Annotated in this window: 14 protein-coding genes; 7 read left to right on the top strand and 7 right to left on the bottom strand. The window is 62.7% G+C overall.

Annotated elements, in window-relative coordinates:
- Positions 1-62 precede the first annotated feature (62 nt).
- From ACIQTZ_RS18205 to purB, 3 genes are all read right to left on the bottom strand, one after another.
- Complete coding sequence (locus ACIQTZ_RS18205; protein ID WP_400333255.1) at positions 63-566, bottom strand: GNAT family N-acetyltransferase; 504 nt, start codon at positions 564-566, stop codon at positions 63-65.
- Between the two features lie 198 nt (positions 567-764).
- Positions 765-1,421 (bottom strand): histidine phosphatase family protein, encoded by a 657-nt coding sequence (locus ACIQTZ_RS18200; RefSeq protein ID WP_402948064.1) that lies wholly within the window; start codon positions 1,419-1,421, stop codon positions 765-767.
- Positions 1,422-1,708: 287 nt separating this feature from the next.
- The gene (purB, locus tag ACIQTZ_RS18195) at positions 1,709-3,115 is read right to left on the bottom strand and encodes an adenylosuccinate lyase (protein ID WP_397324531.1); all 1,407 of its coding nucleotides are present in this window, start codon (positions 3,113-3,115) and stop codon (positions 1,709-1,711) included.
- A gap of 167 nt (positions 3,116-3,282) precedes the next feature.
- Between purB and ACIQTZ_RS18190 the strand changes: the two genes are divergently transcribed.
- Together ACIQTZ_RS18190 and ACIQTZ_RS18185 are read left to right on the top strand one after the other, a co-directional pair.
- Entirely contained in the window at positions 3,283-3,594 is a 312-nt protein-coding gene (locus ACIQTZ_RS18190) for a hypothetical protein (RefSeq protein WP_402948058.1), read from the top strand.
- Complete coding sequence (locus tag ACIQTZ_RS18185; RefSeq protein WP_402982682.1) at positions 3,594-5,015, top strand: hypothetical protein; 1,422 nt, start codon at positions 3,594-3,596, stop codon at positions 5,013-5,015. Before ACIQTZ_RS18190 ends, ACIQTZ_RS18185 begins: the two co-directional genes overlap by 1 nt.
- Before the next feature lie 101 nt (positions 5,016-5,116).
- Here ACIQTZ_RS18185 and ACIQTZ_RS18180 read toward each other — a convergent pair whose 3' ends face one another.
- On the bottom strand, positions 5,117-5,545 hold the full coding sequence (locus ACIQTZ_RS18180) for a phage holin family protein (protein WP_397324536.1): 429 nt from the start codon (positions 5,543-5,545) through the stop codon (positions 5,117-5,119).
- Positions 5,546-5,683: 138 nt separating this feature from the next.
- Between ACIQTZ_RS18180 and ACIQTZ_RS18175 the strand changes: the two genes are divergently transcribed.
- The 5 genes from ACIQTZ_RS18175 to ACIQTZ_RS18155 all read left to right on the top strand — a co-directional run bounded on the left by ACIQTZ_RS18175 (position 5,684) and on the right by ACIQTZ_RS18155 (position 11,434).
- A complete protein-coding gene (locus ACIQTZ_RS18175) occupies positions 5,684-6,802 on the top strand; it encodes a histidinol-phosphate transaminase (protein ID WP_402982680.1) in 1,119 nt (372 codons plus the stop codon).
- A gap of 151 nt (positions 6,803-6,953) precedes the next feature.
- Positions 6,954-8,138, top strand: coding sequence for a pyruvate dehydrogenase (acetyl-transferring) E1 component subunit alpha (pdhA, locus tag ACIQTZ_RS18170; RefSeq protein ID WP_402982678.1), 1,185 nt, complete (start codon positions 6,954-6,956; stop codon positions 8,136-8,138).
- Entirely contained in the window at positions 8,138-9,118 is a 981-nt protein-coding gene (locus ACIQTZ_RS18165) for an alpha-ketoacid dehydrogenase subunit beta (RefSeq protein WP_402948044.1), read from the top strand. Before pdhA ends, ACIQTZ_RS18165 begins: the two co-directional genes overlap by 1 nt.
- A gap of 53 nt (positions 9,119-9,171) precedes the next feature.
- Positions 9,172-10,794 (top strand): 2-oxo acid dehydrogenase subunit E2, encoded by a 1,623-nt coding sequence (locus ACIQTZ_RS18160; protein WP_402982677.1) that lies wholly within the window; start codon positions 9,172-9,174, stop codon positions 10,792-10,794.
- Positions 10,795-10,816: 22 nt separating this feature from the next.
- On the top strand, positions 10,817-11,434 hold the full coding sequence (locus ACIQTZ_RS18155) for a phosphatidic acid phosphatase (RefSeq protein ID WP_402982761.1): 618 nt from the start codon (positions 10,817-10,819) through the stop codon (positions 11,432-11,434).
- Positions 11,435-11,507: 73 nt separating this feature from the next.
- Here ACIQTZ_RS18155 and ACIQTZ_RS18150 read toward each other — a convergent pair whose 3' ends face one another.
- The 3 genes from ACIQTZ_RS18150 to ACIQTZ_RS18140 all read right to left on the bottom strand — a co-directional run bounded on the left by ACIQTZ_RS18150 (position 11,508) and on the right by ACIQTZ_RS18140 (position 13,724).
- On the bottom strand, positions 11,508-11,846 hold the full coding sequence (locus tag ACIQTZ_RS18150) for a hypothetical protein (RefSeq protein ID WP_400270339.1): 339 nt from the start codon (positions 11,844-11,846) through the stop codon (positions 11,508-11,510).
- 145 nt (positions 11,847-11,991) lie between these two features.
- Positions 11,992-12,420 (bottom strand): universal stress protein, encoded by a 429-nt coding sequence (locus tag ACIQTZ_RS18145; protein ID WP_400333283.1) that lies wholly within the window; start codon positions 12,418-12,420, stop codon positions 11,992-11,994.
- The gene (locus tag ACIQTZ_RS18140; protein WP_402982675.1) at positions 12,417-13,724 is read right to left on the bottom strand and encodes a PLP-dependent aminotransferase family protein; all 1,308 of its coding nucleotides are present in this window, start codon (positions 13,722-13,724) and stop codon (positions 12,417-12,419) included. The genes ACIQTZ_RS18145 and ACIQTZ_RS18140 overlap by 4 nt, the downstream gene beginning before the upstream one ends.
- Between the last annotated feature and the right edge of the window lie 96 nt (positions 13,725-13,820).

Below are 13,820 nucleotides of genomic sequence, written 5' to 3'. Positions count from 1 at the left end.
GTGTACGGACGCGCGCCGGATGTTGCGTCTTCGCGGGCTTCACACCGGCAAGGGCGGGGGGCTCACGCCATGGCCGTATGCGATGCACTGTGGGAATCGATCTGCTTGGAATAGCAGTACGAGCCGCTGACCCCGATGTACGGACCGAAATTTGGAACCTCCGCAAAGCCGGAGCTCTCGTAGAAGCTGCGTCCGTCCGATTGTGCCGACCCCGCTTCCGCCGCAATGACCGTGAATCCGTGCGAGTGTGCCTGTGCCTCAAGTGCCGCAAGGATGGAGCTGGCCACTTTCGACCCCCGGGCGTAAGGCACCACATACAGTCTCTTGACCTCAGCAGTGCGTTCATCGAGCATCCGAAGGCCGCCGCATCCGAGCGGCTGGCCCGAGCACTTTTCGTAGGCAACCACGAACACGGCTGTATCTGCTTCGGACGGCGGGGGACCCGGTTCGTGATCCGTGCTTCCGAATCGTGAGTCCAGCTCTGCCTGCTGGGCCGCACGGAGGTCCGCGCCCACGGGATTCGCCCAGGTGACCTGCCGGATGTTGAGCCGGGGATTCGTCTGCATGTGTGCCTCACTTCGTTTTGATTCCGCTGAGGTGTTGATGCGACTTAATCCTAGGAAGCAGCGGTTACCGCCGTGTTTCCTGTGCGTTAGCTTCGGGAGAACTGCAGTGGACGCCTCCCACCTCGCCTCGTGAGGCCCGCTTTACGCCCCATGGAGTGGCGTTCGCGCGCAAAGCTGGTCCCGCAACGCGTGGTGAGGTCAGAAGGCTTCGCCGGTGGGGTCCTCTGTGGTCTGGTCTGCCAAGGCCAGTCCGCCCACGGGGATCTGGTCCCAATGGAGCACGCGCCAACCCTTCTTGGGGTCGCCCTCAAGTGCCACGATTCCCGTGTTCGGCAGCTGATGGGTTTCGGCGAACACCGTATCTATGTCTTCAGCCCTTCGTCCAGCCCAGCAACGGATGGCTGCGCCATGGCTGATGATTGCAGCCGTTGCATGGCCTGCTGCGGCCACCTTTTCCACCGATGCGTCGAACCTGGCGAAGAAATCGTGCCCTGTGAAGGCACCCGGCATCCGCATATCGAGGTCACCGCTGCTCCAAGCGAACACCGTGCCCATGTAGCGCCTGTGCGATTCATGGTCGGTCTTCTTCTCCAGCGAACCGGCCTCGATCTCATGGACACCATCCAGGATCTCCGGTTCCAGCCCAGTCGCCTTGGCCAAAGGAATCACAGTGCGCTGCGTGCGGAGCAGTGTGGAGGTGTACAAGGCCTCGATTGACTCGTCCTTGAGCGCCTCCGGCAACGCTGCTGCCTGCCGTTCGCCAAGCTCGGTGAGCCCGGGTCCCGGAAATGCCGTATCCAGCTCACCCGCGACGTTGCCGGGGGTCTGTCCGTGCCTGATCAACAGGAGCTTCATGGCTGCTCCGCTCCTCACTAGTAGCCGGGTTGCCGTACCGTGGTTCGCGTTCCCGCGATTCCGTAGTCCAGCCTAGCCTTCGGGTCTGACACCCAGCCCACCACCCGGTGGCCGCTCAGGTGGTCCCGCGTTTCCCAAACCCCAGGCAACGCCATGGAGTTGCAGTTAATGCACTGCAACTTTGGCATTGACTGCCGTCCCGGCACGCCCCAAAAGCCACAGCGGCGGGCAGGGCACCAGCCCGGCCCGCCGCCGTCGTTCGATTCTTGTTAATTGATCGAATCCAGTTACTGGAGGTGATCCACCAGCTTGTCGGCGATGCCCGTGTACTTGCCCGGAGTGAGGGCGAGAAGACGCGCTTCGGCGTCTGCAGAAAGGCCCAGGCCCTGAACGAATTCCTGCATGCGTGCTGCGTCCACGCGCTGGCCTCGAGTGAGGTCCTTGAGGCGCTCGTAGGGGTTTTCCATACCGTCAACGCCAGCGATCGCCTCTGCGCGCATGACCATCTGAATGGCTTCGCCCAGGACTTCCCAGTTGGTGTCGAGGTCGCCGGCCAGAACGTCCTCGGCGACGTCGAGGGCCTTCAGGCCCTTGGCGACGTTGGAGATTGCCAGGAGCGAGTGGCCGAAGGCAACGCCAATGTTGCGCTGCGAGGAGGAGTCCGTCAGGTCACGCTGCCAGCGTGAGGTCACCAGCGTGGCACCGAGGGTGTCCAGGAGGCCGTTGGAGATCTCCAGGTTGGCTTCGGCGTTCTCGAAGCGGATCGGGTTGACCTTGTGAGGCATGGTGGACGAACCTGTGGCGCCAGCGACCGGAATCTGGCGGAAGTATCCGATGGAGATGTAGCTCCAGATGTCCGTGCAGACGTTGTGCAGGATGCGGTTGAAGCGGGCGATGTCCGCGTACAGCTCGGCCTGCCAGTCATGGCTTTCGATCTGCGTGGTCAGCGGGTTCCACGTGAGGCCCAGGCCTTCCACGAAGGACTTGGCGACGGCTTCCCAATCCGCGCTGGGCACGGAAGCAACGTGGGCCGCGTAAGTGCCGGTGGCTCCGTTGATCTTGCCGAGGTACTCGGTCTTCGCGATGCGGGCAAGCTGGCGGTTCAGGCGGTGTGCGATCACCGCAAGTTCCTTGCCAAGGGTGGTAGGCGTGGCGGGCTGTCCGTGGGTCCGCGACAGCATGGGAACAGTGCGGTTGGCTTCCGCCATGGCCTGGATCTGCTGGACCAGCGCGGTGGCGTTCGGGAGCCAAACGTCCTCAACGGCACCCTTGATGCCCACGGCGTAGGAGAGGTTGTTGATGTCCTCGGACGTGCAGCCGAAGTGCACCATGGCAGTGAGGTTTTCGATGCCGATTGCAGGGAGCCTGCGGCCGATGTAGTACTCAACGGCCTTCACGTCGTGCACCGTTACGGCTTCGATTTCGGCCAGCTCGTTAACGGAGGCGGCGTCGAAACCGGTCACGATGGCGCGCAGCTTGGCGACCTGGTCATCGGACAGCGGACCTGCGCCCGGCAGGACGGACTGGCTGGTCAGGTGGATGAGCCACTCGACTTCGACGTGAACACGATCGCGGTTGAGGGCGGCCTCGGACAAGTAGTCAACGAGGGGCGCGACGGCGGCACGGTAGCGGCCGTCGAGGGCGCCAAGGGCGAGGGGTTCGGAAGCGAGGGACACGCGGGGGGATTCAGCCATGGTTCCTATTCTTTCATGCTCCCAGCTTGGGACCGGAGTTGGTGACGGTGCTATGTGGATACGGCTTGCGTTATCCACATAACCGGGTTGGCGCCTTCTGGCGTTGCCCGCACCCTCCGTAGCTTCGAAGTATCGATCAGCACCACAACCTTTGGAGTAAACGGACCATGAGCGTCGGCTTGATGCCTGCAGCCACCCCGCCCACTTTCGATCCTTTGGAGTGCGCCTCACGTGGCCACGAAGTCCAAAGGCTGGCATGGCGCATCAAGAAATGCGTGGATGACGTTGACGCTGTGCTGTCCAGTCTGCGGCGGGTGCAATTGGATGATTGGCAATCCCCGGCCGGAAACAAGTACAGGACCACGGTCGCAGTTCACGCCTCCGCACTCATGCGCGCCCGTGAGACTCTGGACGATGCCGCGGCGACGGTGCTTCGCCATTCCCGCAACGTAGGGGCCTCAGACAGGGCTGGCTTCTGATGTCCGATGCAGCACCCATCGGTGCAGGATCCGCACCTGATCCCACTCCGCCGGTGCCGGACGGAATCCTTCGCATACGAGGGGGTGCAGGCGGAATGTCGTTCCAGCTCGATGAGCTCCTCCAAGGTGCCGCGGTGCTTGATCAACTGGCACAGAGACTGATGAGCGTCGAGGTCGAGGCGCAGCGGGTGCAGGATGCATTGGAGCCCTTCTTATACGAGTCCTATGCTTCTGGGTGCGCCGCTCTTGATGCCGTGGCAGAAGGCAGGAAGCGGATTGCCGGCGTTCGTGCGGAATTGGTGGAGGTCAGCCGGGACGTCAGAGCCAGTAATCAGGCCTACGAGACCGCCGAGGCCAAGAACGCACTGCTCGCCAGGACAGGGCTGGACCCCTGGAAGACACTGGGCCTGGAGAATACGGGCAGGTCCAGCTTGCGGGACATCACGGATAACGTCCTCGGATTGGTCCTGTCAGCGTTCATGAATGTCCGGCAAGGCATGGTGCCCGGCGCGGCACTCGCTGTGGGTGTCATACCCGGACGATCGGACAGCGGCAGCGCCTTGCGTGACCTGCTGGCGTTGCCAGGCATGGAGAAGTTTCGGCCGCGTCCGGTGAAGGCCGAACAGATTGGACAGGGAGTGGAAACCGTGGATCCCTCCATGGCGGCAAACCTGAGAAGGCTTGACGAGATCCATGCCCGCGGTGAAGGGGAGATCGAGATCATCGAACTTCACCATGGTGCCTCTAGCACCTGGACGGTGTTGATCCCCGGGACGGAACCGGAAAAAGCCAACATGGGTGGTGCCAATCCCCTCGATGAGGCCGGAATCGCCGAGGCCTTGGGCTATGGGTCCAAAGACGTTATCCCTGCAATCACCCAAGCGCTTCACGAGGCGGGAGCTGAAGCAGGGGACCAAGTAGTTGCGGTGTCTCACAGCCAAGGCGGAGTCCACGCAATGAACCTCACGCAGGACAAAGCGTTCCTCGCCGAGTTCGACCTCCGGTTTGTCCTGACGGCCGGTGCTCCGGTGGGGGGCGTTGCCGCTGGGCCGGGGATCAGCACCTTGCACCTGGAACACGCTGATGACTGGGTCCCCGGCTCAGACGGTCAGAAGAATCCGGACACCAAGGATCGTGTCACGGTAACTCTCACCAATCCCGCCCGCACACCGCCCGGGGAGGGGTTTGGCCTTGGTCCGGGGCACCGGTTGGAGACGTACGCCGTGGGAGCCGAGGAGATTGCCCGCAGCCAGGATCCCTCGCTTGTGGCGTCAGCGGGGGCGTACGCAGGGGCCGTTGGCGCTGGCGGAGCTGCGACGGTCACCAGGTTCAGGTTGGTTCGCGAAGCTATGCCTGAGAAGGTGCACAGCGATCCGAAACCCAGCGTGAGGCAGAGCAAATCCGGGGCCGGTACAAGGTGAGCCCCGCACAGCGGGCTCCGGACGCAGCCACTGATGACGCAGCGGTTGGCGAGCCAAGGAAGGTGGGGACAGGGGTGGAGGGCTCTGCACCCCGGTGGGCCCTAGCGCTTGCCGGTACCCGGGATGAGGCCAGCCACCATGCTGACGATGCTGATGATGATGGAAGCCAGGATGGCCGTCCAGAAGAACGAGTCGATGGTCAGGTGCACGGGCGTGAAGCTGCTGAGCCAGGCTGTCAGGTACAACATGGCTGCATTGATCACGATGGTGAACAGGCCAAGGGTCAAGATGGTCACGGGCAGCGAGAGGATCTTCACCAAAGGCCTCACAAACGCGTTGACGATGCCGAAAATCAACCCGATGAAGAGGTACGCCAGGACGATGCCCACTGTGTCTGCGTTATCCGTCAGTCCCGCATTCGTGGCGGCTTTTTCTGTGGCCGTGGTCGAGATTTCCAAGCCAGTCAGGAGCCAACTGGCCACCCACAAGGCAAGTCCATTGATGATGACGCGAACGATGAAGGAACCCATGGGCCCAATGCTTCCATATCCAGCTGTGTCCAGGCTGGACTCCGCAGATTCGTGGCGGGCGCGCGAACCCGGGCGAGGGGTCTGGTGCCGGCACTGGAGAACCTCGGTCGCGGGTTGGGTGCCAGTAGGCTTGAAGCCATGACTACTACTGACAACGTGCCGGAGGGCGTACTCCCCCGCCCGGTCGTAGACAGGCTTCCAAAGTATGCCGCGGGCAAACCCCCGGCTCCCATTGAGGGCCTCACCAGCTACAAATTGTCGTCCAACGAAAATCCGCTTCCCCCGATTCCTGCAGTGTTGCAGGCCATCGCGGACCAGTCGGACATCAACCGCTATCCCGACCCCCTGGCAAGCAAGCTGCGGAACGCGCTCGCAGAGTTCCTGGATATTCCGGCTGACGACGTCGTCACCGGTGCGGGGAGCCTGGGAGCGCTGAACCAGATCCTCACCACATTCGCCGGTCAAAACGATGACGGCAAAGCGGACGAGGTGATCTACGCCTGGCGTTCCTTCGAGGCCTACCCCATTTGTGTTGGCCTCGCGGGCGCTGCAAGCGTGCAGATTCCGTTGCTCGACGATGGGCGCCATGATCTGGACACCATGGCTGCGGCGGTCACGGTGCGGACCAAAGTGATCCTGCTGTGCACTCCGAACAATCCAACAGGCCCCATCCTCACCGCCGAGGAAACCGAGCGTTTCATCCAATCGGTGCCGCCGAACGTGGTTATCGTCATCGACGAGGCCTACCAGGAATTCGTGCGTGATGCCGCGGCCGTGGATGGCATCAAGCTGTACCGGAAATATCCGAATGTGGTGGTTCTCAGGACCTTCTCCAAAGCCCATGGGCTGGCAGGTTTGCGGGTCGGCTACAGCGTTTCCGGTCCGTTGCTTACACAACACCTGCGTGTCACGGCCACGCCATTTGCGGTTTCCCAAATTGCTGAACGTGCGGCAATCACTTCCTTGCAGAATTTCGACCAGGTTGTTGAAAGGGTACAAAGCCTGGTGGACGAACGGGACCGCATCACCAGAGGCCTCAGGGAGCTCGGTTGGTTCGTTCCCGAGGCGCAGGGAAACTTCGTTTGGTTGAATTTTGGCGAGCACAGTGGCGAATTCGCGGCCCTTGCGGGCGAGCAGGCGTTGTCCGTACGCGCTTTCGGCAACGAGGGTGTCAGGGTCAGCGTCGGAGAGGTCGAAGCGAACACCCGGTTCCTCGCCCTCTGTGCAGGTTATACAAAGGCACCGCTGGGTTCCTAGCGGTTAACAAATGCGCCTTCGCTACTTACTGCCTATAAAGTAAGGACCGAAAGCCAAAATATATGCCTATTCAGGAATGCATTCCTGAATAGGCATATATCCCAGCGACAGACGTTGCCCGGCCACTGGCCGCAGCAAGCAAGGAGACGGAATGGGCTCGACACAACTGCCCCCTGGGGCCGAGGAAACTCTGGCGGCAACGTCTGCGGCAGTGGCCGCGAACGATTCCGTGGAGATGGTCCAGTTGCTCGGCCCTGACGGAAAGCTGGGCACCGATCCGGTCTTCTCGGATTACGCCAAGCGGATCGACCCCGAGAAGTTGCGCGTTTTCTATGCTGACATGGCCAAAATCCGCCGGTTCGACCAAGAGGCCACGGCGCTCCAGCGGCAGGGCGAGCTTGCTCTCTGGGTTCCGTTGACTGGCCAGGAAGCGGCCCAGATCGGTTCTGGCCACGCGAGCCAAGCCCAGGACTACATCTTCCCGACGTACCGCGAACACGGCGTCGCACTGGTCCGGAACGTGGACCTCGCGGAGTTGCTGAGGCAGTTCCGCGGAATCTCCAACGGTGGCTGGGATCCGCGCCAGAACAATTTCCACCTCTACACCCTGGTTCTCGCGGCGCAGACGCTGCACGCGGTGGGCTATGCCATGGGCATCCAGCGCGACCAGAAGTCGGCTGCGGATTCAACCGACCCCAAGGCCGCCGTCATCGCCTACTTCGGGGACGGTGCAAGTTCCGAGGGTGACGTCCATGAGTCCATGGTGTTCGCTGCCTCGTACGACGCTCCCGTGGTGTTCTTCTGCCAGAACAACCACTGGGCCATCTCCGTGCCCACGGAAGTCCAGACGAAGGTGCCGCTGGCGAACCGCGCGAAAGGCTATGGTTTCCCGGGCATCCGCGTGGACGGGAATGACGTCATCGCCGTGCACGCTGTCACCGAATGGGCCCTGGAACACGCACGCGAGGGTCGAGGCCCGGTGCTGATCGAGGCCTACACCTACCGGCTTGGCGCACACACCACCGCTGACGATCCCACCAAATACCGCGAGTCGGCAGAAGAAGCTGCCTGGCGTGCGAAGGATCCGCTGGATCGCCTGGAGAAGTACCTGCGTTCCGAGGGCCTTGCCGATGACGCTTTCTTTGAGCAGGTCAAGGCCGACGGCGACGAACTCGCCTCGTACGTCCGTGAAACAACCCACGGCCTGGAAGTTCCGAACATCCGGGACGCCTTCGCCAACGTGTATGCCGAACAGCATCCGCTGATCGCGGAAGAACTGGCCTGGTTCGAGGAGTACTCGGCAGGCTTCGAAAGCGACGAGGAGGCAGCTAACTGATGGTAACCATGACCATTGCCAAGGCCATCAACGAGGGCCTGCGCGCCTCCCTGAAGAGCAACCCGAAATCCCTGCTGATGGGCGAGGATATCGGGCATCTGGGCGGCGTCTACCGCGTCACCGACGGCCTCATCAAGGAGTTCGGCGAAGACCGTGTAGTGGACAGTCCCTTGGCCGAATCCGGAATCGTGGGAACGGCGATCGGCTTGGCCCTGCGCGGCTACTCGCCGGTGTGCGAGATCCAGTTCGATGGGTTCGTCTTCCCGTCCTTCAACCAGATCACCACCCAATTGGCTAAGATCCATGCCCGCAGCCATGGCCAACTGACGGTACCCGTAGTCATCCGCATCCCCTACGGCGGCGGCATCGGCTCGGTGGAACACCACTCAGAATCGCCCGAGGCACTCTTCGCCCATACGGCCGGCCTGCGCATCATCTCTCCGTCCAACCCGCACGATGCCTACTGGATGATCCAGAAGGCCGTCGAATGCCAGGACCCCGTGATCTTCTTCGAGCCCAAGCGCCGGTACTGGCTCAAGGGTGAGGTGGACGTGGAAAACGCGGGCCTTTCCGAGGATGCGTTCAAGGCGCACGTGATCCGCGAGGGCACGGACGCCACCATCGTCGCCTACGGCCCGTTGGTACCGGTGGCACTGGCCGCTGCCAACGCTGCGGCGGAGGACGGCCGGAGTATCGAAGTCATCGACCTCCGCTCCATTTCCCCGCTGGATTTCGACACCATCGAGGAATCGGTCAAAAAGACCGGTCGCCTGATCGTGGCCCACGAGGCACCCACTTTCGGCGGAATCGGCGGTGAGATCGCAGCACGCATCACCGAGCGGGCTTTCCTGCACCTAGAGGCTCCTGTGATCCGCGTCGGCGGCTTCCACATGCCTTACCCCGTTGCGAAGGTCGAAGAGGACTACTTGCCGGACATCGACAAGATCCTCGAAGCACTCGACCGCTCCCTGGCCTACTAACCCGCCCTGATCCAGCCCGCTTCTGCAGGGCGCACGGAAATCCGAGGACCACTGTGACTGTAAAGAAATTCAACCTGCCGGATGTCGGCGAAGGCCTCACCGAAGCCGAGGTAGTGGCTTGGAAGGTCAAGCCCGGCGACACCGTCGCGATCAACGACGTCCTGTGCGAGATCGAGACAGCCAAATCGCTTGTTGAGCTCCCTTCGCCTTTCGCCGGCACGGTTACGGAGCTCCTTGTCGAGGAAGGAATCACGGTTGAGGTGGGTACGCCCATCGTCGCCGTCTCGGACAACCAGCCCGGTGAAGATTCTCCGCAGGCGCCGGCACCCTCCGCGGATGAGGTCTTCACCCCGATCCACGGAAAGCTGTCTTCGGACCAGGCAGTCACGCCCACCTACGGCAAACTGCCCGTGGACTCCGGCGATACCCTCGCAGGTGGCCCGCTGGTAGGTTCCGGTCCAAAGGCCGACGCCGTCAAGCGCCGCCCGCGCAAGCGCCCGGCCGCTGCTTCGGCCGGCTCGGTCCGGGTTGACGAAAACGCCGAAGGCACCGTGCAGGACCACCAGTCCGTGCTCGAAGCCCAAGCAGCCGTGACATCGGTGACGCACAGGCCGCACCCGGCTCCCGCCGTCGTCCGTCCTGCTGCACCTGCCCAAACCTCCCCGGCCCAAACTGCGCCGCCTCAAACCGCGCCGGCGGTGCAGAGCCAGCCCGACGTCCAGCAGCCGGCCGCATCCCGCGGCGCTGCGATCAGTGGAACCATCAGCGGATTGGTGAACAAGGTGCTGGCCAAGCCGCCGGTGCGGAAGTTTGCCCGGGACCTTGGTATCGACCTCGCCGACGTCGTAGCTACCGGGCAGCGCGGTGAGGTGACCCGGGAGGACCTGGTGAGCTACCAGGCGCAGCGGGACGCGGAATTGGACCAGGCGGACTCGTTCTGGGGCGCCTCCAAGAAACCGCAGGACCAGCGGATCGAGCGTGTGCCCGTGAAGGGTGTTCGCAAGGCGACGGCCAAGGCCATGGTGGATTCGGCTTTCACAGCGCCGCACGTCAGCATCTTCGTGGATGTCGACGCAAGCCGGACGATGGAATTCGTGAAGCGCCTCAAGGCTTCGCGGGACTTCGAAGGCATCAAGGTTTCACCGCTGCTCATCCTGGCCAAGGCAGTCATTTGGGCGGCCGCGCGGAATCCCAGCGTCAATGCCACGTGGGTGGAAAACGCAGACGGTAACGGTGGCGCCGAAATCCAGATCAAACACTTCATGAACCTTGGCATTGCTGCTGCCACGCCGCGCGGTCTCATGGTCCCGAACATCAAGGACGCCCAGGACCTCTCCCTCAAGGAGTTGGCTTTGGCACTCAACGAGCTGGCAACCAAAGCACGTGCCGGGAAGACGCAGCCCGCCGAGATGCAGGGTGGCAGCCTGACCATCACCAACATCGGGGCCCTGGGCATCGATACGGGAACGCCCATCATCAACCCGGGTGAGGTGGCGATCATCGCGTTCGGCACCATCAAGCAGAAGCCGTGGGTCCTGGACGGCGAGGTGATCCCGCGCTGGATCACCACTCTGGGGGGCTCCTTTGACCACCGAGTGGTGGATGGCGACCTGTCCGCGCGCTTCATGGCGGATGTCGCCGCGATCCTGGAAGAACCGGCGCTGCTGCTTGACTGACCGCAAGGCCATTGCAGCTTCGATAGTTACGGAACCACAGCTCGTCACGGGAACGTGGCGGACTGTGGCGAGGGTGTTGACGGAGGTCTTTCAGCCGCCGGTGGTGGTGAGCGTCCTCCTGCTGATCAGCCCGGCCATCGAACCTGGTGTCCCTGGAACAATCTGGTTTGGCTTGTTGGCCGCCTTCTTCGTGTGTGTCCTGCCCTTGGCCTACGTCCTGGTGATGGTGAAACTGGGCAGGATCACGGACCACCACGTCAGCGATCGCCGCCAGCGCACTCCCTTGCTGCTGCTGGCGTTGGCATCGGTGGTGGCCGGCCTCCTGGTGCTCCAATGGCTGCACGGGCCGGTGAGCATCACCGTCATGATCATTGCCCTGATTGGCGGGATCGCGATTTTGGCCGTCGTCAGCGCTTTTTGGAAGATGAGCGGGCACGCCTCGGCCATCTCATCGGCGGCGGTCATCGCGGTGTTCATGTTTGGCCCGGCTTGGCTGCCCTTGTTGCTGTTGATCCCGGCTGTGGGCTGGTCCCGCGTGGTGCTGCGGGCCCACACTCTGGCGCAAGTCATGGTGGGCTCCGTCTTCGGCGGCGGCGTCATCGCCGGCCTGTGGCTGCTGCTCCGCGAGTGGATGCTCTGATTCAGAAGACGCTTTAAACAGCAATGCCGCCGGATCCCCGGCGGCATTCTTGCTGGTCCTGGTGGAGCGGCGCTTAGAAGGCGGGGTAGTTAACCAGCAGCGCTTGAAGCTCCGAGGTAGACATGTGGTTGGCCATCTCCACGCTGATGCCCATGGCAACGGCGGCTACGGTGAGCATGGCAACCAAGGCCACGGAGAGGAAGCGCCAGTCCTTACGGAAGACGCTGCCGATGGTTTCCGGCATTTCCAGCTGCGGGGCGATCAGGTTGGGGGCGCTGTCCCAGGAACCGTCGTCGAGGAGCGCAATGATGCGGTCGTTGCTGCGGTCGAAGTGCATGGTGCTGATGTTGTTGCCGTGGCGGGCAAGCAGGATGTCGTGTCCGACGCGCTGACGAGGCTGCAAAGTAAGCAAAGAGAGATCCCCTGAAATCGAAAGAGTGGTGGTGGCTCACGCCATTGGGGGCATCTCAATTTTATAACGGTTGCTTGTGCGAACTTGTCCAAAAGACGCCAAAAGCCGGGTGAGGCTGCCCACCCGGCGGCGTGATTCGGATCGCTTAAGGTTCGTCGGTCTTGGCGATGTAGACATCGCAGGGAGCGTTGTGGGCCACGGTGTTCGCCACGCTTCCCAGCACCCGGCCGAGGCCCTGCATGCGGCGGTTACCCACCACGATCAAGGCGGCGTCAAGCACTTCGGCCTCCTTGACCAAGGCTTCTCCAGGCTTGCCCCGCGCCGAGGAGTAGGTGACTTCAAGCCGCTCGTCCTGCAGCTGTTCGGCGACGGCGCGTGCCACTGCTTCAGCTTCGGCGGCATCGGAGACGATCCAGCGATCGGTACCGATCTCCACCACTTCGGTCCTGTTGCTGTCGAAAGCGCTGACCACGCGAAGGGAGGCGCCCAGTCCGATGGCCAGTTGCTGTGCGGCTTTGGCTGCCCGCAGCGCAGTTTCGCTGCCGTCGACTCCTACAATGACAACTCCGGTCATAGCGATGCTCCTTCATTGCTGGCTTGGATGGCCGCTGCGAGTACAGGGGCCAGACGGCGTACGCCTTCGGCAATGGTAGCCGGAGGTACCGCGCTGAACGCGAGGCGAAGCTTGTTGGAAGGCCCGTCGGCAGGGACGAATGCTGCTCCGGGTATGAACACCACGCCGGCGTCGATGGCCTTGCCCAGCAAGGGGTAGGTGTCCACGCCCTCGGGCAGTGTCACCCAGACGAAGAAGCCGCCATCGGGCCTGGTCCAGGTCAGCCCGGACGGCATGTGCTCGTCAAGGGCGGAGAGCAGGGCCTGGCAGCGTTCGGCGTAGAGGGAGCGGTAGGTGTCGATCTGCCCGCGCCAGTCGTAGTCACGGAGGTAGGCCGAAATCAGCATCTGGTTCAGCGGCGGCGGGCACAGCGTGACGGATTCGGAGGCCAGGTAGAAGCGCCGCTGCAAGTGCGCGGGAACCAGGGCCCAGCCAATCCGGAGGCCGGGCGCGAAGATCTTGGAGAACGAGCCGAGGTAGATCACGTCGTCCGGGTTGGCTGCGCGCATGGGTGCGATCGGATGGCCGTCGAAGCGCAGCAAACCGTAGGGGTTGTCTTCCAGGACCAGAATATTCGCGGCACGGCATATATCGACGATCCGCTGCCTGCGCTCTTGGCTCAAGGTGATGCCGGACGGATTGTTGAAGTTGGGGATCGTGTACAGGAACTTGATGTTCTTGCCCGCGGACTGGAGTGCCGCAATCCTGGCCTCCAGAGGCTCAGGCACCAGGCCGTCGTCGTCCATTTCCACAGGTTCCACCTGCACCTGGTACGCCTCGAACGTATTCAAAGCGCCAACGTAGGTTGGGTTTTCCACCAGGACAACGTCGCCCGGATTGCAGAAAACCTTCGTTGCTACGTCCTGGGCCGACTGCGACCCGGCGGTGATCACCACGTTCTCCGGCGCAGCGTCGGTGATGCCCTCGGCGGCCATGACTTCGCAGATCTGCCGGCGCAACTCCTCGGTGCCCTGTCCGCCGCCGTACTGCAACGCCGTCATGCCTTCCTTGGCAATGATCCGGGACGCAGTTTCGCCGAGCTTTTCCAGCGGCAACGACTGCAAGTAGGGATTCCCGCCCGCGAGCGAGACCAGTCCGGGCTGCATGGAGATATCGAAGACGTCCCTCACGGCGGACTGCTTGATGTTGGCGGCCCGCGCGGAGAACAATCCCTCGTGCGGGTGAGCGGCGGTAGCAGCGCGCTCGATGGCGTCGATGGCTTCAGCGGGCAGCGAAGTGCCGGCATCCAATGTTTCGTGGGTCACAATGTTCAGGATACTCCCAGAGGTTGCTAATGAGGCAACATATGTTTTCAAGGTCTCTTTGCAATCCAGTGGGCGGCTTTACGGAGCCGCGGCCAA

The sequence above is a fragment of the Paenarthrobacter sp. NPDC090520 genome, assembly GCF_044769205.1.
Taxonomy (GTDB): Bacteria; Actinomycetota; Actinomycetes; order Actinomycetales; family Micrococcaceae; genus Arthrobacter.
This window is presented reverse-complemented; position numbering and strand designations above follow the sequence as displayed.

What these genes read in the sequence shown, in the direction of transcription:
- ACIQTZ_RS18205 (WP_400333255.1), bottom strand. Translation starts at nt 566, where the DNA reads ATGCAGACGAATCCCCGGCTCAACATCCGGCAGGTCACCTGGGCGAAT.
- ACIQTZ_RS18200 (WP_402948064.1), bottom strand. Translation starts at nt 1,421, where the DNA reads ATGAAGCTCCTGTTGATCAGGCACGGACAGACCCCCGGCAACGTCGCG.
- purB (WP_397324531.1), bottom strand. Translation starts at nt 3,115, where the DNA reads ATGGCTGAATCCCCCCGCGTGTCCCTCGCTTCCGAACCCCTCGCCCTT.
- ACIQTZ_RS18190 (WP_402948058.1), top strand. Translation starts at nt 3,283, where the DNA reads ATGAGCGTCGGCTTGATGCCTGCAGCCACCCCGCCCACTTTCGATCCT.
- ACIQTZ_RS18185 (WP_402982682.1), top strand. Translation starts at nt 3,594, where the DNA reads ATGTCCGATGCAGCACCCATCGGTGCAGGATCCGCACCTGATCCCACT.
- ACIQTZ_RS18180 (WP_397324536.1), bottom strand. Translation starts at nt 5,545, where the DNA reads ATGGGTTCCTTCATCGTTCGCGTCATCATCAATGGACTTGCCTTGTGG.
- ACIQTZ_RS18175 (WP_402982680.1), top strand. Translation starts at nt 5,684, where the DNA reads ATGACTACTACTGACAACGTGCCGGAGGGCGTACTCCCCCGCCCGGTC.
- pdhA (WP_402982678.1), top strand. Translation starts at nt 6,954, where the DNA reads ATGGGCTCGACACAACTGCCCCCTGGGGCCGAGGAAACTCTGGCGGCA.
- ACIQTZ_RS18165 (WP_402948044.1), top strand. Translation starts at nt 8,138, where the DNA reads ATGGTAACCATGACCATTGCCAAGGCCATCAACGAGGGCCTGCGCGCC.
- ACIQTZ_RS18145 (WP_400333283.1), bottom strand. Translation starts at nt 12,420, where the DNA reads ATGACCGGAGTTGTCATTGTAGGAGTCGACGGCAGCGAAACTGCGCTG.